Source organism: Azonexus caeni (genome assembly GCF_048146105.1).
In the GTDB taxonomy this organism is placed as follows: domain Bacteria; phylum Pseudomonadota; class Gammaproteobacteria; order Burkholderiales; family Rhodocyclaceae; genus Azonexus; species Azonexus aromaticus_B.
On record NZ_JBKJAD010000001.1, the window covers coordinates 315,947 to 341,366 of the forward strand.

The window sequence follows — 25,420 nt, forward strand, 5'->3', positions numbered from 1 at the left end:
TTATTCGATGGCGATCTCGCGCACCCGCATCTCGGTGCCGGCCGTTGCTTGTACCTGGTGGCTGCCGCAGACCGGGCAGGCGCCGTAAAGCTCGCTGATCGGTACCGTCGCTGCGCACGGCATGCACCAGCCGGCGCCGGGCACGGCGACGATCTCCAGCGCCGCGCCGTCGGCGATGCCGCCCTTGGTCACGACGTCGAAGCAGAAGCGCAGCGCTTCCGGCTCGACCGACGACAGCTGGCCGATTTCGAGCACGACCAGGCCGACCCGGGCGGCGTTTTCGCGCCGCGCGGTGTCCTCGACCAGTTCGATGATCCCTTCGGCCAGCGACATTTCATGCATCTTGCCACTCCACTTGGTAAGGCAGGCAGGGATCGAGCGCCAGGATCGCCGCCTCGAGTCCCTGGCGGGCTGCCTCGGCCGTCGCGTAGCGACGGTCGGCGAGCAGTGCCGCGAGTTTCGCCGGTCCGGCGAAACTCGCATCGGTCGGCGCTTCGAGATGATACCGCGCGACCTTGCCGTCGCGCAGCGCGATCGCGTGCGTCAGGACGCCGCGCGCGGTCAGCGTCTGGGCGACGCCCAGTCCGTCGCCACCGGCGGCGGCAAGCGGAAATGCTTGGCCGGCTTCGAGCGCGGCGGCCGCCCGGGCAACGTCGGCGACGCGCGCCAGGTAGGCGGCGGCGATGTCGGTGGTGCAGGCGATGACTGGCCGTTCGCCGGCCGGCGCGCGCCACCAGGCAAGCCAGGCGGCGACGTCGAGTTGCGGCCAGGTCGGGGCGACGCCGCGGTCGTCGAGGACGATCCGGCAGCGCTCGACCAGCGGACACAGCGTTTCCTCGATCAGGCGGCGGGTGGCGCCGTTGCCGTCGACGCCGAGACGGGCGCTGCGCCAGGCGGCGAATTCGTCGCGCGCCGCCGGCAGGCCGCAGGCCACCGGCCAGTCGAGGAGCAGCCGCCACAGGTTTTCGTGCAGCACTTCCAGCCACAGCAGGCGGGTGTCGATCGCGTCGCAGGCGGCGCTGCGGCCTTCGGCGGCGGCCAGGGCGGCGCGCGCGGTGACCCGCTGCGCCTCGCCGCACAGCGCGTAGAGGTGCGGCACCAAGCGCACCGCAGCGTCCGGGTTCTGGCCGACGAAGAGGCGCGTCATCGCCGGCCGTTCGAGGACGACGCCGGCGATGCGCACCCTGTTTTCCGTGAATCCGGCGCGGATGGTCAGGCTGCCGGCCGGGTTCATCCGCGCAGGCCGAGGAAGGCGCGCCGGCTGGCGGGCGGCGTGGCCGCCGCCGCTGGTGCCGCGAGCGGGTCGTTGAACAGCGCGGTGATCGCCGCCAGCGCGGTCAGTCGCGCCTGTTCGTGACTGGCGAAATCGCCGGCCGGCGAGAACAGCGAGCAGAGGTGGTAGCGGCCGAGCCGGTCTTCGTCGGCGACGATGAACTCATAGACGCCGGACGGAAAGGCCCAGTCGTAATGGCTGCCGGCGGCAGCCGCCGGCCAGTCGGCGTGGCCGGGCAGGCACAGCAGGTTGATCGCCCACGGGGTGACCAGGGCGCCGACCCAGTGACCGGATTCGGCACGCCGGAAGCCGAGCGCTTCGACCTGCAGCGCCGGGTTGCAGATCGGCAGGCCGGCCATGCGCGTCGCCGCGATGTCGGCGAAGACGGCCGCAATGTCGGCCGTCGGATCGTCCGCCCAGGGTTTCACGCGGCGATCACCATGAACTTGTGCTTCGGCGCGTCGCAACCGGGGCAGCACCAGTCGTCGGGCAGCTCGGCGAACGGCGTGCCGGGGGCGATGCCGCGCACGTCGTCGCCCTCCGCCGGGTCGTAGACCCACCAGCAGACGCCGCATTCGAGGCGGTCGGCGGGCTGCACGGCGCGGAAGCTGCCCTCGAAGATCACAGCGGCTCCGCCATCATGTCGAGGTATTCGCGCAGGCGTTCCAGCGAATCGGCGAAGTCGTCGTCGGCGGCGAGCGCCACTTCCGGCATGCCGACGATCTCGATCGAATTGAGGATCAGCGCGTCCATGCTGTTGAAGTATTGCACCCACCAGACGTTCTTCAGCCGCGTGCTGGTGATCCGGCAGTTGCCGTAGCCGCGCGACAGGATCGACACCTCGCGGTGGCCGAGCCAGCCGTAGAGCGCGTCGAGGTCGCCTTCGCTGACCGGCAGCAGGCTCAGGTTGATGACGTGGGCGGCGTCGCCCGGCTGCCAGGTGGCGGCCTGCATGCGGATTTCCTCGACCAGGGCCGGCGCGTTCATGCAGTCGGCGGCGTATTCCGGCGCGGCGAGGACGCTGCTCGCGCATTCCTGCATCGCGTCGACGAGGACGGCGGGAATGCTGGCGGTTTCCAGGCGGTCGGCGAGGATGGCGCCGTCGTCGGCGATCTCCAGCACGCGCCAGACGCCGGCGAAGGCGGTTTCCTGGACGCGCCAGTGGCGCGGCGCGGTGGTGAAGGCGCTGACTTCGCCGAAGCCGAGCGACTGGGTGATCACGTCGCGCACGCCGGCCGGCAGCCTGGCCAGGTCGGCCGTCGCGCCGCCGTCGAGACCGGCCTCGGTGGCGCGGACGACGAAATCGCCGAGCAGCTGCATCACGGCGGCGACGGTTTCGGGTGCCACGTTTTCCGGCAGGTAGGGCGCCGCGAAGGTCTGCATGTCCTTCGGCATCGGCAGGTAGTCGGGCGCTTCATCGCCTTGCGAGCCGGGCCCCATGGCGACGACGGAAATCGGGAAGGGACGCAGGGTGGACGGGTTCATGCGCAGGCTCCGGGTTGGCCGGCGCCGAGCACCGGGATGGAAATCGGGCGCGGCCGGGCCGGGCCGGCGGCGAGACGGGCGACTTCGTCGCGGTATTCCTGCCAGTTGCGGATGCCGTTCAGGCTGCCGAGATAGTCGCCGTCGCGCAGGAAAACGACGGCCGGCGCGCGCGCCACGGCAAAGCGCTGCAGCAGCGCGGCGGCGGCGTCCGGGCCGGCGACCAGGCGGGCGACGTTGGCACCGAGCGCGAGCAGCGCTTCCGGCAGGATGACGCAGGCGTCGAGCACTTCCAGGTTGCGTTGCGGGTCGTCGGTCAGCAACAGCGCCGCCAGGCCGGCCGGGAAAGCCGGCTGGTCGGCGCTGACGCGGACGAAACCGTGTTTCTGCTGCATGCGGGCGATGGCGGTTTCCAGGCGTTCGAGCGAGGTCGGGCCGGCTTTCAGTTCGAGACTCATGGGGTGGGCGTCCTCAGGAATTCGGGCAGTTGGGGTTCGCGCTCGAGGTCGGCGAAGAAGGCGGAAAGATCGGTCTCTCCGGCGTTGACCGCGTCGAGTGCGGAAAGTGCGGCAGTAATGGCAGCGGCGCGTTCGGCGTCGATCACCTCGCGTGCCGCGTCGAGGAAACAGAGCAGCCAGCTGCCCGGCGCCTGGGCGCCGACCAGGCGGATGTCGATGCGCTGTTCTCCGTCGGGCCCCTGGCAGCGCGCGTAGTGCTCGCCGCATTCGATGACCTGCGCCGGGATGCCGAGACACATCAGGCCGCCTCCAGGTTGAGGAAACGGGCATCGCCCAGGCGGTAGGCCTGGTCGGCCGGCGGTCGTTCGCCTTCGTAGAGGTCGATGGCCAGCGCCGCGTCGGTGATCGGCTCGGCTTCGCTGTCGCGCAGGCGGCCGGTGGCGCCCCAGCGTTCCAGCCAGTCGAGGGCGAGGTTGAGCGCCGGCGCCATCTGCGCCTTGACCACGTCGCGCAGGCTGCCGCCAAAGTCTTCCAGCTCTTCCGGCTGGACGCCGATGAGCACCAGTTCGGCCGGCAGCTTGCCGGTCAGTTCGGCGGCCATCAGCACTTCCTGGAAGCCGGTCTGGTGCAGGCTCATCTTCTTGGCGCCCATGAAACGCGGCACCTGGTCGCCGACCACCTCGCGCAGGTCGCCCGGCGTGTCGCCGTAATCGACGGCGTCGAAGACCAGCAGGCAGTCGGCTTCCTGGACGTAGGGCAGCAGGTAGAGGCCCTGCGTGCCGCCGTCCATCAGCGTCACCTGCGGCGGAAACTGCCAGCCGGCGTTGAGCGCTTCGACGCAGCGCACGCCGAAGCCTTCGTCGGCCCACAGCAGGTTGCCGATGCCGAGTACGAGTATGCGTTTTTCCATCTCTCTTCCTCTGGGGAAAAAGCCCCGGGCACCAGAGTGCACCGGGGCAAGCCTACGCAAGGTGAACCCTGGCCCGCTCAGTCCTTGAACATCCGCCAGCCGCTGACCATGGTCGAGATCAGCGACTGCCGGCTCATGATGTCCTCGCGGATCGCCGCGTAGATGTGGACGACGGCGAAGGTCATCATGATCCACATGCCCAGTCGGTGCAGGTTGTGTACCTGCAGCGAGCCGCCGAGCGCCGGGATCACCCAGCCGAACAGCGTGTCGCTCCAGGTGCCCAGGCCGGCGCCTTCGCTGTACAGCGCGAAACCGGTGAACACCATGCCGACCGCCAGCACCGTGAAGAAGAAGAACATCATCAACTGCGCCATCGGGTTGTGGCCGACGTACTTCTTCGGCGTCTTTTCCAGGAAAAGATACCAGCGCAGTTCGAAGAAGACTTCGCTCCACCATTGCGGGTTGGTGATTGGCAGCTTGAAGATCTGCCGCGCGTGGTGGTTGCCGACCAGCGCCCAGTAGATGCGGCCGAGCAGGCCGACGGCGAAGATGTAGGCGGCGGCAAAATGGGCGAAACGGATGTAACCCATGACGAAGTTCTCGGCAGCTTCGCCGGGAACCGTCGGCAGGGGCTTGCCGATGAAGTAGCCGGTCACCGCCAGCACCACCATCGCCAGTGCGTTGATCCAGTGCCAGAGTCGTACCGGCGCCTCGTACACATAGATCGAACGCACCTGCCGACCGTGCCGTTCGGCCTCCAGCATGTCCTGTTGAGAGAGCATTTCAGCCTCCTTTCCGGACCGCTCAGCGGACCTTGACCGACGTCATTTCCTGACCGTCCGGGCTCATCACGTGTGTCGAGCAGGCCAGGCAGGGATCGAAGGAATGCAGCGTGCGCAGGATTTCCAGCGGTTCGTCGGCCTTGGCCACCGGGGTGTCCATCAGCGACGCTTCAAACGCGCCGATCTGCCCCTTGTGGTCGCGCGGACCGCCGTTCCAGGTGGTCGGCACGACGCACTGGTAGTTGTCGATCTTGGTGTCCTTGATCTTGATCCAGTGGCCGAGCGCGCCGCGCGGGGCTTCGGTGAAGCCGGCACCCATCGCCTCCTTCGGCCAGGTGGCGGGTTCCCACTTCTCGATGTTGGCGGTGTTGAGATCGCCAGCCTTCAGGTTGGCCATCAGCTTGTCGAACTGCTGGCTCTGCAGCTTGACGCAGTACGCCGTTTCCAGACCGCGCGCGGCGGTCCGGCCGAGGGTCGAGAACAGCGCGGTGACCGGCACGTCGAGATGCTTGAGGGCGCCTTCGACCAGGCCATGGATTTCCGGGTACTGCTTCGGCTGCAGATAACCGAGCACCATGCGCGACAGGCAGCCGACTTCCATGGCGTGGCCGCGCCAGCGCGGGGCCTTGATCCACGAATACTTGGCGCCTTCGTCGAGTTCCTTGATGTTGGTCTTGCTCCCCTTGGTGTTCGGGCCGAGCACGAAGTTGGGCTCGGTGACGCCGTCGAAGGGATGCAGGCCGACGGTTTCGTCCGGGTACTTGTACCAGGAGTGGGCGACGAACTCCTGCACCTGCTCCGGGTCCTTGAGGTCGACCGGGTGGATTTCGTCGAGCTTGCCGTTGATGATGGCGCCGCGGGGCAGCAGCAGGTTGGCGGCCGAATAGTCGTTGGCCTTCTGCGGGATGTCGCCGTAGGAGAGCAGGTTTTTCGACGACAGGCCGCCGCCGTGCAGCCAGCCCTTGTAGAAGGAGCCGATGGCGAGCAGGTCGGGGATGTAGACCTGTTCGACGAACTCGGTGCAGCGGTCGATGATGCTCTTGACCAGGTTGAGGCGTTCCATGTTGATGGCGCCGACCGCTCCCGTGCCTTCGAGGTTGATGGCGCAGGGGACGCCGCCGACCAGCCAGTTCGGGTGCGGGTTCTTGCCGCCGAAGATGGTGTGCACCTTGACGATTTCCTTCTGGAAATCGAGCGCTTCGAGGTAGTGGGCGACCGCCATCAGGTTGGCTTCCGGCGGCAGCTTGTACGCCGGGTTGCCCCAGTAGCCGTTCATGAACGGCCCGAGCTGGCCGGATTCGACGAACTTCTTCAGACGGTTCTGGATGTCGCGGAAGTAACCGGGCGAGGACAGCGGCCACGACGAGATGCTTTGGGCCAGCGTCGAGGTCGCCTTCGGGTCGGCCTTCAGTGCCGACACGACATCGACCCAGTCGAGCGCATGCAGGTGGTAGAAGTGCACCAGATGGTCATGAACGTAGAGGTTCAACTGCATCAGGTTGCGGATGGTGTTGGCGTTCTCCGGAATCTTGATCGCCAGTGCGTCCTCGACGGCGCGCACCGAGGTCAGCGCGTGGGTGCCGGTGCACACGCCGCAGATGCGCTCGGTGAAGGCCCAGGCGTCGCGCGGATCGCGGCCCTTGAGGATGACTTCCAGGCCGCGCCACATGGTGCCGGTGGAGACGGCGTTGCGGATGACGTTCTGGTCGTCGAGGTTAACTTCCACCCGCAGGTGGCCCTCGATGCGGCAGACCGGGTCGACGACGACGCGCTTGCCGGTGTTGTCGAGCTTGAAGCCCTGGGTTTCGTACACGCCCATCTCAGTTTTCTCCCTGTTGTTCGGTTGCGGACTCGCCGGCCTTCTGGCGGGCGCGGGCCAGCGCGGTCACCGCGGCATGGGCGGCGATCGCCGCGCCGACGGTGCCGGCGGCGGCCTTGCCGATGGTGTCGGCGTTCGATTCGGCGCCGAACGGCGTGATCGAGGTGACGCGGTCGTAGAAGCTGCCCTTGTCCCAGAAGCCCTCTTCCGAGCAGCCGATGCAGCCGTGGCCGGACTGCACCGGCCAGCTGACGCCACCGTTCCAGCGCATCGACGAGCAGGCGTTGTAGGTGGTCGGGCCCTTGCAGCCCATCTTGTACAGGCAGTAGCCCTTGCGCGAACCTTCGTCGTCCCAGGCTTCGGCAAACTGGCCGGCGTCGAAGTGGCCGCGGCGGTAGCACTTGTCGTGGATGCGCTGGCCGTAGAACATCTTCGGCCGGCCCTGGCGGTCGAGCTCGGGAATGCGGTCGAAGGTCAGCATGTAGGTGACGACGCCGGTCATCACTTCGGCGATCGGCGGGCAGCCCGGCACGTTGATGATCGGCTTGCCGGAAATCACCTTGTGCACCGGCGTGGCGCGCGTCGGGTTCGGCTTGGCCGCCTGCACGCAGCCGTAGGAAGCGCAGGCACCCCAGGAAATGATCGCCTTGGCGTCGGCGCAGGTTTCCTTGAGCACCTCGACGAAGGGCCGGCCGCCATGGATGCAGAACATGCCGTCTTCGTTGAGCGGCGGGTTGCCTTCGACGGCGACGATGTAGTTGCCCTTGTACTTCTTCTTGACCTCTTCGATGATCGCCTCGGCCTGGTGACCGGCGGCGGCCATCAAGGTGTCGTCGTAGTCGAGCGAGAGCATCGACAGCACGACGTCCTTGGTCAGCGGATGCGCCGAGCGGATGAAGGACTCGGAGCAGCAGGTGCATTCCAGGCCATGCAGCCAGATCACCGGCGTGCGTGGCTTGGTTTCCATCGCCTGGGCGATGCGCGGCGCGGCGGCGCTGCCCAGCCCGAGCGAGGTCGCGGTCAGGCTGCAGAATTTCAGGAAGCTGCGCCGGGTGATTCCCTGGCGACGCAGCACTTCATAGAATGTTTCAGTCACTTTGCTCCCCCCGATGGTCAGTCTTGCGGTGGTGAGCTTCCGCAAAGGTCGTGCCACACCCGGTGTTTCGCCGATTAGTCTTGAAAACCAAGGGTTTGGCTGGAAGCGCCCGGTGCCGGTGCCGGCCCTTGCGAAGGTGGTGATGAAAGCTTGATTACCGCTTGTGGAAACTAATTTTGCATTGCTTGCCAATCGCCGAAAATTGCCGTGCATGCCCCGAGAATCTTGCACTCGATCAACACAAGCCGGTCGCGCCTGAATAGAATCCGGGGATGCCGACCGTAGCCGACCTGATGACCCTGCACGCCGACAGCGTGGCCCCTTCCGCAACACTTGCCGAAGCGGCGGCATTGATGGTCGAGGCGAGGATTTCCTCGGTGGTCGTCGTCGACGCGACGCGGGTGGTCGGCATCCTGACCGAGCGCGACATGCTGCATGCGATGCGCCGACACGAGGATCAGCGGCGGCCGGTGGCGCATTTCATGACGACGCCGGTGCATACGGTGAGCCACGATACCGAGGTGCGCAGCGCCTTCCGCCAGGCGACGCGGCTGGGTATCCGCCACCTGGTGGTGACGGGCGGCGAAGGCCGTCTGCTCGGCATCGTCAGCGAGACCGATTTTCGCCGCTTCTTCGGGCTCGATTTCTACCGCCAGCTCAATACCGTCGAAGGCCTGATGGACCGGGTTTTCCCCCGCCTGCCGCGGCAGGCGACGCTGGATGAGGCGCTGGCGGCGATGGGGACGGCGCGGGCGACCAGCGTCGTCGTCGTCGATGGCGGCACCGCCTGCGGCATCGTCACCGAACGCGATGTTGTCCGCCTCTACCTGCAGACGTCGGGAAATCCGACCCTGGGCGAGGTGATGACGCAGCCGCTGACCGGCGTCCTGCCCGAAACTTCGGCCGCCGACGCGGCGGCGCTGATGCTGGAAAGCCGCATCCGGCATCTCGTCGTGGTCGATGCCGAAGGCCGCTTGCTCGGCCTGCTCACCGAGCACAGCCTGATCCGGCCGCTGGAAATGGATCTGCTCGACGAGACGATCAGCGAGCAGCGCGGGTTGCAGACCCGCTACGACGAAGCGCTGCTGATCCGCAACGCGGCGATGACCGGCATGCTGCGCGGCGAACGGCTCGCCGGCCTGCTCGAACTGATCGCCCTCTCCGCCGAGCACGAGGTCCCCGGCATCATCTGTTCGATCATGCTGGCCGACGCCGACGGCGCCCACTTGCACGTTGCCGCGGCGCCCGGACTGGCCGAGGACGCACGCGCCCTGCTGGCGAACATGCCGGTTGCCGAAGGGGTCGGGGTGTCCGGGACGGCGGCCTGGCGGCGCGGCGAAGCCTATATCGAGAACATCCACGAGAATGCCTGCGGCATCGATTATCGGGATTTTGCCCGCCGGATCGGCGTCACCTCCGGCTGGGCGGAAGCCCTGCTCGGTCCCGACGGCCGCCTGCTCGGCACCTTTGCCGTCTATCGCGAGCAGGCCGGTCGCCTGCCCGACGGCAGCCGCGAAACCATCCGCCAGGCCAGCCGTCTGGCTGCCTTGATGATCGCCCACCAACAGCAGGCCGATGAGCTCGGGCGCAGCCAGCAGACCTTCCGGGAACTGTTCGAATCGGCGGGCGACGCGCTGTTCGTCATCGACGGCGACGGTCGCTGCCTCGACGCCAACGCGGCGGCCGAGCGGATGACCGGCTACCGGCGCGAGGAACTGCGTGGTCATGCGCCGGACTTCCTGGCTGCCCAGGGCTTGAACGACCTGGCCCGGATCGCCGCGGTGATCCGCTCGGCTACCGGCGGTGCGCCACAGGAACTGGAGTTCTGGGGGTGCGACCGCGACGGCCGGGTGCTGCTGGTGCGCCTGCAGATTTCCGCCACGCAGTACGCTGGCAAGCCGGCGCTGATCGTCACCGCGATCGACATCAGCGTCACCCGCGCCGAGCAGTTGCGCTTGGGCATCGAGCGCGATCTGGCCAACGCCCTGAATACCGAGGCCGACCCCGAGGCGCTGCTGGCGACCATGCTCGACCTCGCCTTGCGCTACCCGGAATTCGACAGCGGCGGGTTCTACTGGCAGAACGCCGGCGGCGACTACGAACTGCGCGTGCACAAGGGCCTGTCGCCCGCGTTCGTCGCCGCTGCCCGTTGCTGCGTGGCGGATTCTCCGAAGGCAGAACTGATCCGCAACGGCAAGGTGCTGTGCAGTTGTCACACCTGCTGTCAGCAGCAGGATCACTGCAGTCTGATCGATCCCGCGCACTATGCCGGCGAAGGCCTGCGCTGCCTGATCGCCCTGCCCATCGTCGTCAACGGTCGGGCGATCGCCTGCCTCAACCTGGCTGGACATCGTACCGTGCAGATCTCGGTCGCCACCTGCCAGGCGGTGCAGCACCTGGTCAGTCAGTACGCGATGGCGCTCGAACGCATCGAAGCCCGCGAGGCGGCGCGGCAGTCGCGGGACAATCTGAGCGGCCTGTTCGCCTCGCTCGACGACCTGATCTTCGTCATCGACGCCGGTGGCCGCATCGTCCATTACAACCCGGTGGTCGACCAGGCGCTCGGCTACGCGCCGGGCATCCTGCACGGCGAACCGGTCTCCCGGCTTTACCCGGCGTCCTGGCGCGAGCAGGCGCAGCACAATCTCGACGAGATGTTCGCCGGTCGCCTGAATGCCTGTCCGGCCCCCTTGCTGGCTGCCGACGGTCGTCTGGTGCAGACCGAGGTCCGCGCCGTGCACGGGCACTGGAACGGCGAGGCAGCGCTGATCGCCGTTGCCCGCGACGTCGGCGAACGGCTGGCGGCCGAAGAGCGGCTGCGCCTGGCCGCCAGCGTCTTCGCCAACGCCCACGAAGGCATCATGATCACCGATGTTTCCGGGCACATCGTCGAAGTGAACCCGACCTTCAGCGAACTGACCGGCTACAGTCGCGCCGAGGCGATCGGCCAGAACGCCGGCATGCTCAATTCCGGCCATCATGACGCCGCCTTCTACCGCAACATGTGGGAAGCGATCCGCGATCAAGGTCATTGGCGCGGCGAAGTCTGGAACCGCAAGAAATCCGGCGAGATCTTCGTCGAGTTGCTGACCATCTCGGCGGTGCGCGACGCCGAGCGGACGATCACCCATTTCGTTGGCATCTTTTCCGACATCACGCTGCTCAAGGAGCACCAGCAGCGTCTCGAACGTCTCGCCCATTTCGACGCCCTGACCCAGTTGCCCAACCGCATGCTGCTCGCCGACTGGCTGCAACTGGCGATGGCCAACGCCGCCCGCAATCGCGGCCTGCTGGCGGTCTGCTATCTCGACCTCGACGGTTTCAAGCCGGTCAACGACCGCTTCGGCCATGCCGCCGGCGACCGTTTGCTGGTCGAAGTCGCTCAGCGTCTGCGCAACTGCGTGCGCGGCGGCGACACCGTCGCCCGCCTGGGCGGTGACGAGTTCGTGCTGCTGCTGTCCACGCTCAACGACCTCAACGAGTGCGATCAGGCACTGAGCCGGATTTCCGCGTCGTTGACCCAGCCTTTCGCGGTGGCCGGCGAGAACGTGACGATTTCGGCCAGCATCGGCGTCACCCTTTACCCGCACGACGGTTCCGATGCCGACACCCTGCTCCGCCACGCCGACCAGGCGATGTACGTGGCGAAGCAGGCCGGGCGCAACCGCCACCACCTGTTCGATCCCGAGAAGGACCGCCGGGCGCGCCGTCGCCGCGAGGACATCACTCGCATCGGCCAGGGCCTGGCGGCCGGCGAGTTTGTCCTCCATTACCAGCCCAAGGTCGACATGCGGCAGGGCCGTGTGGTCGGCGCCGAAGCACTGATCCGCTGGCAGCATCCGCAACGCGGCCTGCTGCTGCCGCAGGAGTTCCTGCCGGCGATCGAGGGCAACGAGCTGGCGATCGACCTCGGCAACTGGGTCATCACCACGGCGCTCGACCAGTTGTCGAGTTGGGCGGCGGCCGGTATCGACCTCAAGCTGAGCATCAACATCGCCGGCGAACACCTGCAGCATCCCGGCTTCGCCGCCGAACTCGGGCGTCAACTGGCGGCGCACCCGGAACTCGATCCGTCACGGCTCGAACTGGAGGTGCTGGAAACCGCGGCGATCGAGGATGTCGGGCGCGTCGCCCAACTGTTTACGGAATGTCGCCAGCTCGGCGTCAGTTTCGCGCTCGACGATTTCGGTACCGGCTATTCCTCGCTCACCTATTTCCGCCGTCTGCCGGCGGAAATCCTGAAGATCGACCAGTCCTTCGTGCGCGACATGCTCGACGACCCGGAAGACCTTGCCATCGTCGAGGGGGTGATCGGCCTGACCCGCGCCTTCCGCCGCCAGGTGATCGCCGAGGGCGTCGAATCGATCGAGCACGGCCTCGTCCTGCTGCTTCTCGGCTGCGACCTGGCGCAGGGCTTCGGCATCGCCCGGCCGATGCCGGCGGCGAGTCTGCCGCAGTGGATGGCGGAATTCCGACCGGACGAACTGTGGTCGGCGGCCTCGGCCTTCACCTGGGCGCGCGAGGACCTGCCGATGCTGATCGCCGAGGTCGATCACCGGCGCTGGATGAAGGCCCTGGAAAATGCCCTCGCCGCAGCGCCGGGCAGCGCGCCGTCAATCGAACTCGATCACCTGGCCTGCAGCTTCGGACGCTGGTACCAGGGGGCGGGTCGCAAGCGCTACGGCGAGATCCCGACCTTCGCGGCGATCGACCCGATCCACCAGCGCCTGCATGCAGTCGCCCGGTTGATGCTCGACCAGCAGCAGGCCGGCAACGAGGAGTCGCTGGCCGATTCCTGGCAGACGCTACACCAAGCCAGCCGGGAAATGAGCGAACTGCTGCAGCAACTGCAGGCCGAAATCCTGATCGGCAGTCAGACCAGCAAGCGGTAGGCCGGCGAATCGAGGCCACGCACGGCGGCGAGCAAGGCGTCGATCGCCTTCGGGCGGACGAAGCAACTGCGCCAGGCCAGCGCGACACGGCGCGACGGTTCCGGGGCGAGGAAGGGAATGGCGCTGATCATGTCGTTGCCGTAAGGCTCCTGCAGCGCGCTTTCCGGCAGCACCGAGACGCTCAGGCCGGACGCCACCATGCAGCGGATGGTTTCGATCGAATGGCCGAGGCGGATGTCGGTTTCCGGGCTGCTCACCTGCGGGCAGGCGTCCAGCACCTGGTCGCGGAAGCAGTTGCCGGCCTTGAGCAGCAGCACCTCGTCGCCGGCGACTTCCTCCGGCGTAATGGCGGCGCGCTTTTCCCAGGGATGGCCGCGCGGCACGATGACCTTGAAGCGCTCGTCGTACAGGGGGCGGGTCAGCACCCCGGGCAGGTCGAAGGGCAGCGCGATGATGGCGACGTCGATGTCGTTGTCGCGCAGCATGTCGGCCAGCTTGGCGGTCATGTTCTCCTCGATCGCCAGCGGCATGTTCGGCGCGATGTTCTTCAGCGAATGGATCAACTGCGGCAGCAGGTAGGGACCGATGGTGTGGATGACGCCCAGACGCAGGTGGCCGTCGAGCTGGTCGCGGCCACGCTGGGCGATCTGCCGCACTTTTTCCGCCTCGTTGAGGGCCAGTTGCGCCTGCTTGACGACCTTGCTGCCCACCAGGCTGGGGCTGACGAAGCCTTTGCCGCGTTCGAACAACTGCACGCCAAGCTCATCCTCAAGACGGGCAATGGCCACGCTCAGGGTCGGCTGGCTGACGGAACAGCGCTCGGCGGCACGGCTGAAATTCTTTTCCTGGGCAAGCGCCACGATGTAACGCAGTTCGGTCAGGGTCATGCCGGTTTCCTCCTAAGACTGAGGATCATACCCTCATGATTTATAGGGGATACCTATGGTTACTATAGGGAAATCCCATAAAAACCATTGATTTGGATCAAATTTGCAAATTTCTCGAGGGTGAGAATGGTCCGGCAAATTTCACAACGAGGGAGATCAATAATGAAACGTACCGTCCTTTCCGCCGCCATCCTCCTGCTTTCCGGCATGGCTCTGCAGGGCGCCGTGCAGGCCGCCAGCGACGAACCGATCCAGCCGATCAAGCCGCCCGCCAGCATCAATGTCGGCATGGTCGAACTGGGCAAGAAACTGTACTTCGACCCGCGCCTGTCGAAGTCCGGCATCATGTCCTGCAACACCTGCCACAACCTGTCGATGGGCGGTACCGACAACATTCCGACCTCGGTCGGCGATCACTGGCAGCAAGGCCCGATCAACGCGCCGACGGTGCTCAACTCCAGCCTCAACCTGGCCCAGTTCTGGGACGGCCGCGCCGCCGATCTCAAGGCGCAGGCCGGTGGCCCGATCGCCAATCCGGGTGAAATGGCGTTCACGCATACGCTGGCGATCAACGTCCTCGAATCGATCCCGGCCTACGTCCGCGAATTCAAGATGGTCTTCGGCAAGAACAAGATCGACATCGACCAGGTGACGCTGGCCATCGCCGAATTCGAGAAGACCCTGGTCACGCCGAACTCGCGCTTCGACCAGTGGCTGCTCGGCAACAAGGCGGCGCTGACCCAGCAGGAGCAGGAAGGCTATGCGCTGTTCAAGGACAGTGGCTGCGTCGCCTGCCACAACGGCGAAGCCGTCGGCGGCAATTCCTTCCAGAAGATGGGCATCGTCGAGCCGTACAAGGGCAAGATGTCGGATGGTCGCGCCGCCGTCACCGGCAAGGATGAAGATCGCTTCAACTTCAAGGTGCCGACCTTGCGCAACGTCGAAATGACCTATCCCTACTTCCACGACGGTGCCGCCAACACGCTGACCGAAGCGGTCGATGTGATGGGCCGCCTGCAACTGGGCAAGAAGTTCACCAAGGATGAAAACGCCAAGATCGTCGCTTTCCTGAAGACCCTGACCGGCGAGCAGCCGAACTTCACGCTGCCGATCCTGCCGCCCTCTTCCGATACCACCCCGCGTCCGACGCCGTTCAAATAGACGGCTGTTCGACCGCGCACGTTTCGGGGGCTGCGGCCCCCGTTCTTTTCGATTTGATTCACCGCAAACTGTCGGTACACTGGCGCGTCCATAATACGCGCCGGATAGATCCCGGGCCCTGACCATGCTGGAAGCCGACAATCTGGAATGCGTGCGCGGCGAGCGCCGCCTGTTCGCAGGCCTGAGCTTCACGCTGGAAGCGGGTGAGTTGCTTTACCTGCAGGGGCGCAACGGTGCCGGCAAGACCAGCCTGCTGCGCATGCTGATCGGCCTGCTGCCGCCGGAGGTCGGCGAAATCCGCTGGCAGGGCGAGGCGATCGCTCGCCACCGCGACGACTACCACGCCGCCCTCTGTTATCTCGGCCACCTCAACGCGATCAAGGAAGAGCTGACACCGCTCGAAAACTTGCTGGCCGGCGCTCGCCTGGCCGGCGAGACCTTGTCCGAGGATGACGCGATCGACGCCCTGGAACAGGTCGGTCTTGCCGGGCGCGAGGATCTCGCCTGCAAGTACCTGTCGCAGGGGCAGAAACGCCGCGTCGCGCTGGCCCGCCTGGTGATCGACCGGCGGCCGTTGTGGATTCTCGACGAACCCTTTGTCGCCCTCGATGTCGGCGCCGTCGACTGGCTGGCCGGGGTGATCTCGGCGCACCTGCAGCGCGGCGGCATGGCGGTGATGACGACGCACCAGCCGGTGGCGATTCCCGCCGGCACGGTGCGCGAACTGCGCATCGGCTGAGGACGACAGATGCTCGATATCGTATTCACCGTCATCGGCCGCGACCTGAAGCTGGCCATGCGTCGCCAGGCCGACATCGTTTCCGCGTTGTTCTTCTTCATCATCGTGGTCAGCTTGTTCCCGCTCGGCATCGGTCCGGAACTCGACCTGCTGCGCCAATTGGCGCCCGGCGTGCTGTGGGTCGCCGCCTTGCTGGCGACGATGCTTTCGTTGCCCCGCCTGTTCGCCGACGACCTGCGCGACGGCACGCTGGAACAACTGGCCCTGTCGCCACACCCGCTGGGCCTCGTGGTGACCGGCAAGGTGATCGCCCACTGGTTGGTTTCCGGCCTGCCGCTGGCGCTGATCGCGCCGGTCCTCGGCATCCAGTTCGATCTCTCCGGTGATGCCCTGTTCGTGCTGACCGCCGCCATCCTGCTCGGCACCCCGGCGCTGTCCGGCATCGGCGCCATCGGCGCGGCGCTGACCCTGGGCCTGCGCGGCGGCGGTGTACTTTTGTCGTTACTGGTTCTCCCTCTTTACATTCCGGTGCTAATATTCGGCGCTGGCGCAGTTGATGCGACGGTGTCCGGTCTCGGGGGGGAAGGACACCTATCACTGCTCGCTGCCATGACCATCGCCGCAATCGGATTTGCCCCCTGGGCGTCGGCTGCGGCCCTGAAGATCGCCCTCGAATGAACGACCGCTTCAATCTCTACCGTTTCGCGTCGCCAGCCACCTTCTACCCGCTGGCCGGCAAGATGATTCCCTGGTTCGTTGCCCTCGCCGTCCTCTTCGGGATCGCCGGGCTTTACATCGGGATGCTGGTGGCGCCGACCGACTTCCAGCAGGGCGAGGGTTACCGGATCATCTTCATCCACGTGCCGACTTCCTGGCTGAGCATGTTCATCTACCTGGTGATGGCCTTCTGGGCGGCGATCGGGCTGGCCTTCAACACCCGCCTCTCCGGCATGATGGCGCGGGCGCTGGCGCCGACCGGCGCGCTGATGGCCTTCCTGTCGTTGTGGACCGGCGCCCTGTGGGGCAAGCCGATGTGGGGGACGTGGTGGGTCTGGGACGCGCGCCTGACCTCGGAGCTGATCCTGCTCTTCCTCTACATCGGTTACCTGGCGCTGGTCGCCGCGATCGACGACGTGCGCCGCGCCGACAAGGCCGGCGGCATCCTGCTGCTGGTCGGCGTGGTCAACGTACCGATCATCTATTTTTCGGTGAAATGGTGGAACACGCTGCACCAGGGCTCCAGCGTCAATCTCGCCAAGTCGTCGATGGCCGAGGTCATGCTGTGGGGCATGCTGCTGATGGCCCTGTCGTTCTGGATGTACAGCATCGCCGTCGCGCTGGCGCGGGTCCGGACCCTGATGCTTGAGCGCGAGCGCAACACCGACTGGGTCAGGGCGGAACTGATGCGGAGCGGGGAAATGCAATGATCTACTGGAACAGTTTCGCCGATTTCATCGCCATGGGCGGCTACGGATTCTATGTCTGGGGCTCCTTTGGCGTTACCGCGCTGGTCATGGCGATCGAACCGATAGCCGTCGGTCGCTCGCGCAAGACGACCATCGCCCGCCTGAAGCGCCAGTTGCGCGCAGAATCCCGGAGCAAGGAAGCATGAAGTCCCGCCACAAGAAACTGGCCCTGATCGTCGGGGCGCTGGCGCTCGTCGGCGCCATTTCGGCCCTGGTGCTGAACGCACTGAACAGCAACATCGCCCTTTACATCTCGCCGACCGACGTCGCCCAGGGCAAGGCCCCGCAGGACAAGCTGTTCCGCATCGGCGGCCTGGTCAAGGAAGCCAGCATCCAGCGGCAGGCCGACGGGGTGACCATCCGTTTCATCGTCACCGATACCGAGCACGATATCGTCGTCGATTACGTCGGCATCCTTCCCGACCTCTTCATGGAAGGCAAGGGTGCGGTCGCCCAGGGGCGCCTGCTGCCGGACGGGACGTTCAAGGCCCAGGAAGTCCTGGCCAAGCACGACGAGAACTACATGCCACCGGAAGCGGCCAAGGCGCTCAACGACGCGCACGAACGCGGCGTCCAGAAGGCGTCCGCGCAGGAAAAACCGGCGGCGACGGCATCGCAACCCGCGAGTAACTGAGCATGATTCCTGAACTTGGCCATTTCGCCCTGATCCTGGCGGCGCTGGTTGCGCTCCTGCTGGGCACCCTTCCCCTGATTGGGGCCCATAACGGCAATCAACCCTGGATCGCCCTCTGCCGGCCGGCGGCTGGCGCCTTCTCGCTGCTGGTTACGGTTTCCTTTGCCTGCCTGACCTGGGCCTTCGTCGCCAACGATTTTTCGGTTGCCTATGTCGCCCAGCATTCCAATTCCCTGCTGCCACTCGCCTATCGCGTCGCGGCGGTGTGGGGCGGCCACGAGGGGTCGCTCCTGTTATGGATGCTGATGCTGGCTTGGTGGCTGCTGGCGGTGCGCTTCTTCTCCCGGCAGTTACCGGAAGTGATGCTGGCCCGCGTGCTCGGTACCCTTGGCCTGGTCTCCTTCGGTTTCCTGCTCTTCATCCTGATCACCTCGAATCCCTTCGAACGCCTGTTACCTGGCGTCGCCGAGGGGCGCGACCTGAATCCCCTGCTCCAGGATCCGGGCATGGTCATCCACCCGCCGCTGCTCTACATGGGTTACGTCGGTTTCTCGGTGGCCTACGCCTTCGCCATCGCCGCCCTCCTCTCCGGCAAGCTCGATGCCGCCTGGGCGCGCTGGTCGCGGCCGTGGACGACGGGGGCGTGGATCTTCCTGACCCTCGGCATCGCCATGGGCTCGTGGTGGGCCTATTACGAACTGGGCTGGGGCGGCTGGTGGTTCTGGGATCCGGTCGAAAACGCTTCCTTCATGCCCTGGCTGGTCGGCACGGCCCTGATCCACTCTCTGGCAGTCACCGAAAAACGCGGCAGTTTCAAGAATTGGACAGTGCTGCTGGCGATTTCGGCGTTCTCGCTGTCGCTGCTCGGCACCTTTCTGGTCCGTTCCGGTGTCCTGACCTCGGTGCATGCCTTCGCCACCGATCCGACGCGCGGCGTCTTCATCCTGGTCTTCCTGGTCGCCGTGATCGGCACTTCGCTCGCCCTGTTCGCCTGGCGCGCGCCGTCGGTCGGTCTGGGCGGTCGTTTCGGCCTGATTTCCCGTGAGTCGCTGCTGCTCACCAACAACGTGCTGCTGGTCGTCGCCTGCGCCACCGTCCTGCTCGGCACGCTTTACCCGCTGCTGATCGACGCCCTCGGTATCGGCAAGATCTCGGTCGGGCCGCCGTATTTCGATACGGTCTTCTTCCCGGTCATGATGCCGGTGCTGTTCCTGATGGGGATCGGCCCCTTCGCCCGCTGGAAGGAAGCGTCGCTGGGCGAGATCGCGCGCCTCCTGCGCTGGGCTTTTGCCGTCGCCGTCGTGGTGGCGATCGCCGTGCCGCTGCTCTATGGCCAGTGGAAGGTACTGACCGCGCTCGGTCTGCTGCTGGCGGCGTGGATCGTCGTCACGGCGCTGATCCACTTCGTCCGTCGCGTCAATCAGACCCGCGGCGGTCGCGGCTTCGTCGCCGCCGCGCTGGATCAGCCGGCGAGCTTCGTCGGCATGCATGTCGCGCATATCGGTATCGCCGTTTTTGTCGTCGGCGTCAGCATGGTCAGTACCTATGAAGAGGAAAAGGACGTCAAGATGGGGCCGGGGGATGTCGTCGATGTTGGCGGCTACCAGTTCCGTTTCAACGGCGTCCAGTCTTTGCAGGGGCCGAACTACCAGGCGGCGCAGGGCGATTTCGACCTGCTCCTGGGCGGCAAGCTGGAGCGCAAGCTGTTCCCGGAAAAGCGCAACTACTTCTCGTCGTCGATGCCGATGACCGAGGCGGCGATCGACGCCGGTCTGCTGCGCGACGTCTATGTCTCGCTCGGCGAGCCGATCGATCCCGACCGGCCGCAAGCGGAGTGGGCGGTGCGCGTCTATTACAAGCCCTATGTCGACTGGATCTGGGGCGGCTGCGCGATCATGGCGCTGGGCGGCTTGCTGGCCATCCTTGACCGCCGCTACCGCAGCCGGCGCAAGCCCGCCGCTGATGTCGCCGCGAACGTGCTTGGGGGAAATCAGGGATGAATCGCTATTACTGGATACTTGGCGCCTTTGCCGCGCTGGTCGTGCTGCTCGCCGTCGGTCTCAACCTGAATCCGCGCGAGGTGCCGTCGCCGCTCGTCGGCAAGCCGGCGCCGGCGTTCCGCCTGGCCGTCCTGGGCAAGGAGGGCGCGACGATGGGGCCGGAAGACATGAAGGGCAAGGTCTGGCTGCTCAATGTCTGGTCCACCTGGTGCGTCTCCTGCCGCCAGGAACACCCGGTGCTCGTCGAGTTCTCGCGCAACGGCCAGGTGCCGGTGGTCGGCCTGAACTACAAGGAACTGCGCGGCGACGGCGAGATCGACATGCGCCGCGTGCCGCCCGAGCAGGAAGTGCCGCTCGCCGTCAAACGGGCGCAGGGCTGGTTGACCGAGCACGGCAACCCCTATCTGCTGACAGTGATGGACATCGACGGCCGGGTCGGCATCGATTACGGCGTCTATGGCGTTCCGGAAACCTACGTCATCGACAAGACGGGCGTGATCCGCATGAAGCATACCGGGCCGATCAGCCCGCAGGTGCTCAAGGACAAGATCCTGCCCCTGGTCGCGGAGCTGAATCGATGAATTGCGCCCGTATCCTGTTCCTGGTCCTCAGCCTGCTGTCGACGGCGGCCTACGCCTCGCGCACCAACGAAGCGGCGGTGGCCGACGACCCGGTCGCCGAAAAGCGCCTGCAAGAGTTGTCCAAGGAGCTGCGTTGCCTGGTCTGCCAGAACGAGACGATCGCCGACTCCAACGCCGAGCTGGCCGTCGATCTGCGGCGGGAAATCCGCGGCATGATCCATGACGGCAAATCCAACGCCGAGATTCTCGATTTCATGGTCAGCCGTTACGGCGATTTCGTGCTCTACCGGCCGCCGGTCAAGGGCATCACCATGCTGCTCTGGGGCGGTCCGCTGGCCCTGCTGCTGATCGCCATCCTGGCCATGCGCTCCTATCTCAAGCGGCGCAGCCAGCAGACCGCCGCCCAGGCCAAGCCGCTGACGGCCGAGGAAATCCGCCGCGCCGAAGCGTTGCTCAAGGAAAACGAAGAGAAATGACCCAGTTCGCCCTTTTTGCCACCCTGCTCGTCGTCGTCACGGCGCTGCTGATCATTCCCGGTCTCTGGTTCGGGCGTCGTCGCCCCAGCGACGCCGACCGCAAGGCCGCCAACCTGGCAATCTTCCGCGATCAACTGGCCGACCTCGAACGCGAACGTCTCGAGGGCAATCTTGGCGAGGCCGATTTTGCGCAGGCCAAGGTGGAGCTGCAGAAGCGCCTGCTTGAGGAAGTGGGCGAAACCCAGGAGAGCGATGGCGGGCCGGCCACCAGCCGCAAGACTGCGCTGCTGGTATTGTTCCTGCTGCCGCTGGCGGCCGTCGGCGGCTACCTCCTGCTCGGCAATCCGCAGGCCCTGGACCCGGCGGCAACCGCGCCGCAAAAGCAGATGACGGCGGCCGACATCGACGCCATGGTGGCCAAGCTGGCGGCCCGCATGCAGGAGAACCCGGACGACATGAACGGCTGGCTGATGCTGGCGCGCTCGTACAAGATGCTGGGGCGCTATGGCGAGGCGGTCGACGCCTATGCCAAGGCCGAGCCGGCCATCGAGAAGGATCCGGAATTGCTGGCGAGCTACGCCGAAACGCTGGCGATGGCGAATGGAAAGGGATTGACCGGCAAGGCCAAGGAACTGATCGACCAGGCGCTCAAGCTCGATCCCAAGCACGCCCATACCCTCTTCCTGGCCGGTGCCGCGGCAATGGAAGCCGGTGACCGCAAGAACGGCATCGCCTACTGGGAAGCTTTGCTGCCGCAGGTCGAAGCCGGTTCCGAACTCGACCAGATGCTGCGCAAGGGCATCGAGGAAATGAAGAAGGGCGGCTGAGGCACCCGCCTCAGTTCTGCCCGGTCGCCGCCGGCAGCAAGGGCGGCGGCAGCATGCCCAGTTCGATCATTTCCGTTTCCACCTTGAGGCGGAGCACGAGCAGGCCGCGCAACGATTCCCTGGCCTTGTCGCCGGCCCAGTCGTCGTGGTGCTCGGCGAGGCAGGCCTCGATCTCGTAGCGCTTGCTCAGGTCGACTCCGCAAAGCTGGGCGTACTTGTGGATTTCGTGATCCAGCGCGCCGATTTCCTGATGGTAGTGCTCGAATCCGCTCATTTTCCCGTTTCCTGAAAAAAAAGGGCCTGTTCGAGAACAGGCCCTTTTTGCTGCTCGATTGTCTGGCGACAGTTTATTCGAACTCGATGATGACCTGGTCGACCGACAGGCTTTCGCCGACGGCAGCGGAGATCTTCTTGACCTTGCAGTCCTGCTCGGCCTTGAGGATGTTTTCCATCTTCATCGCTTCGATCACCGCCAGCTTCTCGCCGGCCTTCACTTCCTGGCCAACCGAGACGGCAACTTCGCGCAGCAGGCCGGGCATCGGCGAGAGCAGGAACTTCGACAGGTCGGGCGCCGGCTTCTCCGGCATCAGTGCCAGCAGTTCGGCGGCGCGCGCGCTCATCACCATGAAGTCGGCGCGCGTGCCCCAGTGGAACAGCGAGTACTTGGTCTTGTGCCGCTCGACCTGCAGCGTGAACTCCTGACCGTTGCAGGTGCCGGTGAACAGCGACTCGCCGAGTTTCCAGTCGGACAGGATCTCGTAGGGCTGGCCGGCGTATTCGACGTGATAGCCGCCCGGGATCGGCCGCGCCGTGACCGGGTGGTTCTCCTTCTGCTCGCCGTTCAGGCGCACCACCATCCACTGGTCGCCGACGATGCGTTCGTGGCCTTGCAACTGGCCGGTGATCGAGGCGGAACGGTCGGTGAAGGCGCGATAGACGTAGGCGGCAACCGAGACCAGCAGCGCCGGGTCGTCGTGCGGCACCATCGAGGCGTCAAAGCCGGTCGGGTAGTGCTTGGGGATGAAGCCGGTGTCGAAAATGCCGGAATGGAACACCGGGTGCTGCATCAGCGCGGCCTGGAACGGGATGTTCGAGGAAATGCCGCGGATCACGAAGCCGTTCAGCGCATCGCGCATGCGGGCGATGGCGGCGTTGCGATCGTTGCCGTGCACGATCAGCTTGGCGATCATCGAGTCGTAGAACATCGAGATTTCGCCGCCGTCGTAGACGCCGGTGTCGACGCGGGTCGTGCCCTGGGCGTCGGTCGATTCGGCCGGCGGCAGGAACTTGACCAGACGGCCGGTGGAAGGCAGGAAGCCGCGGAACGGGTCTTCCGCGTTGATCCGGCATTCCATCGCCCAGCCGTCGATCTTGACGTCGGCCTGGGTCAGCGGCAGCTTCTCGCCGTAGGCGACGCGGATCATCTGCTCGACCAGGTCGAGACCGGTGATCAGTTCGGTGACCGGGTGTTCGACCTGCAGGCGGGTGTTCATTTCCAGGAAGTAGAATTCCTTGGTCGCGCCGGAAACGACGAACTCGACCGTACCGGCCGACTCGTAATTCACCGCACGGGCCAGGGCCACGGCCTGCTCGCCCATTGCCTTGCGCATTTCCGGATCGACGAAGGGGCTCGGTGCCTCTTCGATGACCTTCTGGTGACGACGCTGGATCGAGCAGTCGCGCTCGTTCAGGTACACGTAGTTGCCGTGGCTGTCGCCGAGCACCTGGATTTCGATGTGGCGCGGCTCGAGCACGTACTTCTCGATGAAGACGCGGTCGTCGCCGAAGGAGTTGCGGGCTTCGTTGACGCAGGACGAGAAGCCTTCGTGCGCTTCGGCGTCGTTGTAGGCGACGCGCAGACCTTTGCCACCGCCGCCAGCGGAGGCCTTGATCATCACCGGGTAGCCGATCTTCCTGGCGATTTCCACGGCGGCATCGGGGCCGTCGATGGCATCGTTGTGACCGGGGATGGTGTTGACCTTGGCTTCGATGGCCAGCTTCTTGGACTCGATCTTGTCGCCCATCTTGGCGATCGAGTAGTGCTTCGGCCCGATGAACTTGATGCCTTGTTCTTCCAGGCGGCGCGAGAATTCGGCGTTTTCCGACAGGAAGCCGTAGCCTGGGTGCACCGCTTCAGCGCCGGTCTGCTTGCAGGCGGCGATGATCTTGTCGGCAACCAGATAGGATTCCTTGGAAGCCGCCGGGCCGATGCAGACACCCTCGTCGGCCATATCGACGAACAGGGCGTCCTTGTCGGCCTCGGAATAGACGGCGACGGTCTTGATGCCCATCTTGCGGGCGGTCTTGATGACGCGGCAGGCAATTTCACCGCGGTTGGCGATCAGAATTTTGTTGAACATGTTCCTTTTTCTCCCTGACGCTTACAGAGGAATGTTGCCGTGCTTGCGCCACGGATTTTCGAGTTTCTTGTCGCGCAGCATGGCGAGCGAGCGGGCGATCCGCTTGCGCGTTGCGTGCGGCATGATCACGTCGTCGATGAAGCCACGGGCGCCGGCGACGAACGGGTTGGCGAACTTTTCCTTGTACTCGGCTTCGCGCTGGGCGAGCTTGGCCGGATCGTTCTTTTCCTCGCGGAAGATGATCTCGACCGCGCCCTTCGGACCCATGACGGCGATTTCCGCCGACGGCCAGGCGAGATTGACGTCGCCGCGCAGGTGCTTGGACGACATCACGTCGTAGGCGCCGCCGTAGGCCTTGCGGGTGATGATGGTGACCTTCGGCACGGTGCATTCGGCGTAGGCGTAGAGCAGCTTGGCGCCGTGCTTGATGATGCCGCCGTATTCCTGTTGCGTGCCCGGCATGAAGCCCGGGACGTCGACGAAGGTGACGACCGGGATGTTGAAGGCGTCGCAGAAGCGGACGAAGCGGGCAGCCTTGATCGAGGACTTGATGTCGAGGCAGCCGGCCAGCACCAGCGGCTGGTTGGCGACGATGCCGACCGGGTGGCCGTCCATGCGACCGAAACCAATGATGATGTTCTTGGCGTAGTCGGCCTGCAGTTCGAAGAAATCGTTGTCATCGACGACCTTGATGATCAATTCCTTCATGTCGTACGGCTTGTTCGCGTTGTCCGGCACCAGGGTGTCGAGCGAATAGTCGAAGCGGTCAACCGGGTCGTTGGTCGGCGTGACCGGCGGCTTTTCCTTGTTGTTGGCCGGGATGAAGTTCATGAAGCGGCGCAGCATGGAGAGTGCTTCGACGTCGTTCTCGAAGGCCAGGTCGGCAACGCCGGACTTGCTGGTGTGGGTGACGGCGCCGCCCAGTTCCTCGGCAGTCACGTCTTCGTGGGTGACGGTCTTGACCACTTCCGGACCGGTCACGAACATGTAGGACGAGTCCTTGACCATGAAGATGAAGTCGGTCATCGACGGCGAATACACCGCGCCGCCGGCGCAGGGGCCCATGATCATCGAGATCTGCGGCACGACGCCGGAGGCCATCACGTTGCGCTGGAAGACGTCGGCGTAGCCACCGAGGGAGGCGACGCCTTCCTGGATGCGGGCGCCGCCAGAGTCGTTGAGACCGATCACCGGGGCGCCGACCTTCATCGCCTGGTCCATGACCTTGCAGATCTTCTCGGCGTGGGTTTCCGACAGCGAGCCGCCGAAGACGGTGAAGTCCTGCGAGAAGACGAAGACGAGACGACCGTTGATCGTGCCGTAGCCGACGACGACGCCGTCACCTGGGGTCTTCTCGGCTTGATCCATACCGAAGTCGACGCAGCGGTGTTCCTTGAACATGTCCCATTCTTCGAAGGACTCCGGATCGAGCAACAGTTCGATGCGTTCGCGGGCGGTCAGCTTGCCCTTCTTGTGCTGGCTGTCGATACGCTTCTGGCCACCGCCGAGGCGGGCCAGTTCACGCTTCTTCTCAAGCTGGCGGATGATGTCATGCATGGAAAAACTCCCTCAATGGA

At 65.6% G+C, this 25,420-nt stretch carries 26 protein-coding genes; 11 read left to right on the forward strand and 15 right to left on the reverse strand.

Going from position 1 to position 25,420, the window contains the following annotated elements:
* The 11 genes from hypA to ACLIIZ_RS01415 form a co-directional block, all read right to left on the reverse strand.
* Nucleotides 1-342 (reverse strand): hydrogenase maturation nickel metallochaperone HypA, encoded by a 342-nt coding sequence (hypA, locus tag ACLIIZ_RS01365; protein ID WP_416690406.1) that lies wholly within the window; start codon nt 340-342, stop codon nt 1-3.
* Nucleotides 335-1,234, reverse strand: coding sequence for a hypothetical protein (locus ACLIIZ_RS01370; RefSeq protein WP_416690407.1), 900 nt, complete (start codon nt 1,232-1,234; stop codon nt 335-337). Before ACLIIZ_RS01370 ends, hypA begins: the two co-directional genes overlap by 8 nt.
* Nucleotides 1,231-1,701, reverse strand: coding sequence for a [NiFe]-hydrogenase assembly chaperone HybE (gene hybE, locus ACLIIZ_RS01375; RefSeq protein ID WP_416690408.1), 471 nt, complete (start codon nt 1,699-1,701; stop codon nt 1,231-1,233). Before hybE ends, ACLIIZ_RS01370 begins: the two co-directional genes overlap by 4 nt.
* Nucleotides 1,698-1,898, reverse strand: a complete 201-nt coding sequence (locus ACLIIZ_RS01380) for a rubredoxin (RefSeq protein WP_416690409.1) — start codon at nt 1,896-1,898, stop codon at nt 1,698-1,700. Before ACLIIZ_RS01380 ends, hybE begins: the two co-directional genes overlap by 4 nt.
* The gene (locus tag ACLIIZ_RS01385; protein WP_416690410.1) at nt 1,895-2,758 is read right to left on the reverse strand and encodes a hydrogenase expression/formation protein; all 864 of its coding nucleotides are present in this window, start codon (nt 2,756-2,758) and stop codon (nt 1,895-1,897) included. Before ACLIIZ_RS01385 ends, ACLIIZ_RS01380 begins: the two co-directional genes overlap by 4 nt.
* The gene (locus ACLIIZ_RS01390; RefSeq protein ID WP_416690411.1) at nt 2,755-3,213 is read right to left on the reverse strand and encodes a thioredoxin domain-containing protein; all 459 of its coding nucleotides are present in this window, start codon (nt 3,211-3,213) and stop codon (nt 2,755-2,757) included. Before ACLIIZ_RS01390 ends, ACLIIZ_RS01385 begins: the two co-directional genes overlap by 4 nt.
* Entirely contained in the window at nt 3,210-3,512 is a 303-nt protein-coding gene (locus ACLIIZ_RS01395) for a HypC/HybG/HupF family hydrogenase formation chaperone (protein WP_416690412.1), read from the reverse strand. Before ACLIIZ_RS01395 ends, ACLIIZ_RS01390 begins: the two co-directional genes overlap by 4 nt.
* Nucleotides 3,512-4,123 carry a HyaD/HybD family hydrogenase maturation endopeptidase gene (locus ACLIIZ_RS01400; protein ID WP_416690413.1) on the reverse strand — a complete coding sequence of 204 codons (612 nt, stop codon included), beginning with the start codon at nt 4,121-4,123 and terminating at the stop codon, nt 3,512-3,514. Before ACLIIZ_RS01400 ends, ACLIIZ_RS01395 begins: the two co-directional genes overlap by 1 nt.
* Nucleotides 4,124-4,200: 77 nt before the next feature.
* Nucleotides 4,201-4,905, reverse strand: a complete 705-nt coding sequence (gene cybH / locus ACLIIZ_RS01405; RefSeq protein WP_416690414.1) for a Ni/Fe-hydrogenase, b-type cytochrome subunit — start codon at nt 4,903-4,905, stop codon at nt 4,201-4,203.
* Nucleotides 4,906-4,927: 22 nt separating this feature from the next.
* Nucleotides 4,928-6,724 carry a nickel-dependent hydrogenase large subunit gene (locus ACLIIZ_RS01410; protein ID WP_416690415.1) on the reverse strand — a complete coding sequence of 599 codons (1,797 nt, stop codon included), beginning with the start codon at nt 6,722-6,724 and terminating at the stop codon, nt 4,928-4,930.
* 1 nt (nt 6,725) lies between these two features.
* Entirely contained in the window at nt 6,726-7,820 is a 1,095-nt protein-coding gene (locus tag ACLIIZ_RS01415) for a hydrogenase small subunit (RefSeq protein ID WP_416690416.1), read from the reverse strand.
* A 272-nt stretch (nt 7,821-8,092) separates the two neighbouring features.
* On the opposite strand from ACLIIZ_RS01415, the gene ACLIIZ_RS01420 reads away from it, so the two are divergent.
* On the forward strand, nt 8,093-12,712 hold the full coding sequence (locus ACLIIZ_RS01420) for an EAL domain-containing protein (RefSeq protein WP_416690417.1): 4,620 nt from the start codon (nt 8,093-8,095) through the stop codon (nt 12,710-12,712).
* Here the strand turns inward: ACLIIZ_RS01420 and ACLIIZ_RS01425 are convergent.
* Nucleotides 12,694-13,599, reverse strand: a complete 906-nt coding sequence (locus ACLIIZ_RS01425) for a hydrogen peroxide-inducible genes activator (protein WP_416690418.1) — start codon at nt 13,597-13,599, stop codon at nt 12,694-12,696. The two genes, ACLIIZ_RS01420 and ACLIIZ_RS01425, sit on opposite strands and share 19 nt — an antisense overlap.
* Nucleotides 13,600-13,806: 207 nt before the next feature.
* Here ACLIIZ_RS01425 and ACLIIZ_RS01430 point away from each other — a divergent pair, with 207 nt between their 5' ends.
* The 10 genes from ACLIIZ_RS01430 to ccmI all read left to right on the forward strand — a co-directional run bounded on the left by ACLIIZ_RS01430 (nt 13,807) and on the right by ccmI (nt 21,483).
* Nucleotides 13,807-14,760 (forward strand): cytochrome-c peroxidase, encoded by a 954-nt coding sequence (locus ACLIIZ_RS01430; RefSeq protein WP_416690692.1) that lies wholly within the window; start codon nt 13,807-13,809, stop codon nt 14,758-14,760.
* Between the two features lie 124 nt (nt 14,761-14,884).
* Nucleotides 14,885-15,499 (forward strand): cytochrome c biogenesis heme-transporting ATPase CcmA, encoded by a 615-nt coding sequence (gene ccmA / locus ACLIIZ_RS01435; protein WP_416690419.1) that lies wholly within the window; start codon nt 14,885-14,887, stop codon nt 15,497-15,499.
* 9 nt (nt 15,500-15,508) lie between these two features.
* Nucleotides 15,509-16,177 carry a heme exporter protein CcmB gene (gene ccmB / locus ACLIIZ_RS01440; protein ID WP_416690420.1) on the forward strand — a complete coding sequence of 223 codons (669 nt, stop codon included), beginning with the start codon at nt 15,509-15,511 and terminating at the stop codon, nt 16,175-16,177.
* Complete coding sequence (gene ccmC, locus ACLIIZ_RS01445; protein WP_416690421.1) at nt 16,174-16,926, forward strand: heme ABC transporter permease CcmC; 753 nt, start codon at nt 16,174-16,176, stop codon at nt 16,924-16,926. The genes ccmB and ccmC overlap by 4 nt, the downstream gene beginning before the upstream one ends.
* Nucleotides 16,923-17,111 carry a heme exporter protein CcmD gene (gene ccmD / locus ACLIIZ_RS01450; protein WP_416690422.1) on the forward strand — a complete coding sequence of 63 codons (189 nt, stop codon included), beginning with the start codon at nt 16,923-16,925 and terminating at the stop codon, nt 17,109-17,111. Before ccmC ends, ccmD begins: the two co-directional genes overlap by 4 nt.
* Nucleotides 17,108-17,599: a cytochrome c maturation protein CcmE gene (ccmE, locus tag ACLIIZ_RS01455; RefSeq protein WP_416690423.1), complete on the forward strand. Its 492-nt coding sequence runs from the start codon at nt 17,108-17,110 to the stop codon at nt 17,597-17,599. The genes ccmD and ccmE overlap by 4 nt, the downstream gene beginning before the upstream one ends.
* A gap of 2 nt (nt 17,600-17,601) precedes the next feature.
* The gene (locus ACLIIZ_RS01460; RefSeq protein ID WP_416690424.1) at nt 17,602-19,599 is read left to right on the forward strand and encodes a heme lyase CcmF/NrfE family subunit; all 1,998 of its coding nucleotides are present in this window, start codon (nt 17,602-17,604) and stop codon (nt 19,597-19,599) included.
* Nucleotides 19,596-20,180 (forward strand): DsbE family thiol:disulfide interchange protein, encoded by a 585-nt coding sequence (locus tag ACLIIZ_RS01465; protein WP_416690425.1) that lies wholly within the window; start codon nt 19,596-19,598, stop codon nt 20,178-20,180. Before ACLIIZ_RS01460 ends, ACLIIZ_RS01465 begins: the two co-directional genes overlap by 4 nt.
* On the forward strand, nt 20,177-20,656 hold the full coding sequence (locus ACLIIZ_RS01470; protein WP_416690426.1) for a cytochrome c-type biogenesis protein: 480 nt from the start codon (nt 20,177-20,179) through the stop codon (nt 20,654-20,656). Before ACLIIZ_RS01465 ends, ACLIIZ_RS01470 begins: the two co-directional genes overlap by 4 nt.
* On the forward strand, nt 20,653-21,483 hold the full coding sequence (ccmI, locus tag ACLIIZ_RS01475; protein ID WP_416690427.1) for a c-type cytochrome biogenesis protein CcmI: 831 nt from the start codon (nt 20,653-20,655) through the stop codon (nt 21,481-21,483). The genes ACLIIZ_RS01470 and ccmI overlap by 4 nt, the downstream gene beginning before the upstream one ends.
* 10 nt (nt 21,484-21,493) lie before the next feature.
* Here ccmI and ACLIIZ_RS01480 read toward each other — a convergent pair whose 3' ends face one another.
* The 3 genes from ACLIIZ_RS01480 to ACLIIZ_RS01490 all read right to left on the reverse strand — a co-directional run bounded on the left by ACLIIZ_RS01480 (nt 21,494) and on the right by ACLIIZ_RS01490 (nt 25,400).
* Nucleotides 21,494-21,757, reverse strand: coding sequence for a hypothetical protein (locus ACLIIZ_RS01480; RefSeq protein ID WP_416690428.1), 264 nt, complete (start codon nt 21,755-21,757; stop codon nt 21,494-21,496).
* 73 nt (nt 21,758-21,830) lie between these two features.
* On the reverse strand, nt 21,831-23,843 hold the full coding sequence (locus ACLIIZ_RS01485) for an acetyl-CoA carboxylase biotin carboxylase subunit (protein ID WP_416690429.1): 2,013 nt from the start codon (nt 23,841-23,843) through the stop codon (nt 21,831-21,833).
* Nucleotides 23,844-23,864: 21 nt separating this feature from the next.
* On the reverse strand, nt 23,865-25,400 hold the full coding sequence (locus ACLIIZ_RS01490; protein WP_374325284.1) for an acyl-CoA carboxylase subunit beta: 1,536 nt from the start codon (nt 25,398-25,400) through the stop codon (nt 23,865-23,867).
* Nucleotides 25,401-25,420 lie beyond the last annotated feature (20 nt).

Coding starts and splice junctions, on each gene's coding strand:
- ACLIIZ_RS01410 (WP_416690415.1), bottom strand. CDS start 6,724: ATGGGCGTGTACGAAACCCAGGGCTTCAAGCTCGACAACACCGGCAAG.
- ccmE (WP_416690423.1), top strand. CDS start 17,108: ATGAAGTCCCGCCACAAGAAACTGGCCCTGATCGTCGGGGCGCTGGCG.
- ACLIIZ_RS01465 (WP_416690425.1), top strand. CDS start 19,596: ATGAATCGCTATTACTGGATACTTGGCGCCTTTGCCGCGCTGGTCGTG.
- ACLIIZ_RS01370 (WP_416690407.1), bottom strand. CDS start 1,234: ATGAACCCGGCCGGCAGCCTGACCATCCGCGCCGGATTCACGGAAAAC.
- ACLIIZ_RS01400 (WP_416690413.1), bottom strand. CDS start 4,123: ATGGAAAAACGCATACTCGTACTCGGCATCGGCAACCTGCTGTGGGCC.
- ACLIIZ_RS01460 (WP_416690424.1), top strand. CDS start 17,602: ATGATTCCTGAACTTGGCCATTTCGCCCTGATCCTGGCGGCGCTGGTT.
- ACLIIZ_RS01395 (WP_416690412.1), bottom strand. CDS start 3,512: ATGTGTCTCGGCATCCCGGCGCAGGTCATCGAATGCGGCGAGCACTAC.
- ccmB (WP_416690420.1), top strand. CDS start 15,509: ATGCTCGATATCGTATTCACCGTCATCGGCCGCGACCTGAAGCTGGCC.
- ACLIIZ_RS01390 (WP_416690411.1), bottom strand. CDS start 3,213: ATGAGTCTCGAACTGAAAGCCGGCCCGACCTCGCTCGAACGCCTGGAA.
- hypA (WP_416690406.1), bottom strand. CDS start 342: ATGCATGAAATGTCGCTGGCCGAAGGGATCATCGAACTGGTCGAGGAC.
- ACLIIZ_RS01470 (WP_416690426.1), top strand. CDS start 20,177: ATGAATTGCGCCCGTATCCTGTTCCTGGTCCTCAGCCTGCTGTCGACG.
- ACLIIZ_RS01420 (WP_416690417.1), top strand. CDS start 8,093: ATGCCGACCGTAGCCGACCTGATGACCCTGCACGCCGACAGCGTGGCC.
- ACLIIZ_RS01485 (WP_416690429.1), bottom strand. CDS start 23,843: ATGTTCAACAAAATTCTGATCGCCAACCGCGGTGAAATTGCCTGCCGC.
- ACLIIZ_RS01425 (WP_416690418.1), bottom strand. CDS start 13,599: ATGACCCTGACCGAACTGCGTTACATCGTGGCGCTTGCCCAGGAAAAG.
- ccmI (WP_416690427.1), top strand. CDS start 20,653: ATGACCCAGTTCGCCCTTTTTGCCACCCTGCTCGTCGTCGTCACGGCG.
- ccmD (WP_416690422.1), top strand. CDS start 16,923: ATGATCTACTGGAACAGTTTCGCCGATTTCATCGCCATGGGCGGCTAC.
- ccmA (WP_416690419.1), top strand. CDS start 14,885: ATGCTGGAAGCCGACAATCTGGAATGCGTGCGCGGCGAGCGCCGCCTG.
- ACLIIZ_RS01490 (WP_374325284.1), bottom strand. CDS start 25,400: ATGCATGACATCATCCGCCAGCTTGAGAAGAAGCGTGAACTGGCCCGC.
- ccmC (WP_416690421.1), top strand. CDS start 16,174: ATGAACGACCGCTTCAATCTCTACCGTTTCGCGTCGCCAGCCACCTTC.
- ACLIIZ_RS01480 (WP_416690428.1), bottom strand. CDS start 21,757: ATGAGCGGATTCGAGCACTACCATCAGGAAATCGGCGCGCTGGATCAC.
- cybH (WP_416690414.1), bottom strand. CDS start 4,905: ATGCTCTCTCAACAGGACATGCTGGAGGCCGAACGGCACGGTCGGCAG.
- ACLIIZ_RS01430 (WP_416690692.1), top strand. CDS start 13,807: ATGGCTCTGCAGGGCGCCGTGCAGGCCGCCAGCGACGAACCGATCCAG.
- ACLIIZ_RS01385 (WP_416690410.1), bottom strand. CDS start 2,758: ATGAACCCGTCCACCCTGCGTCCCTTCCCGATTTCCGTCGTCGCCATG.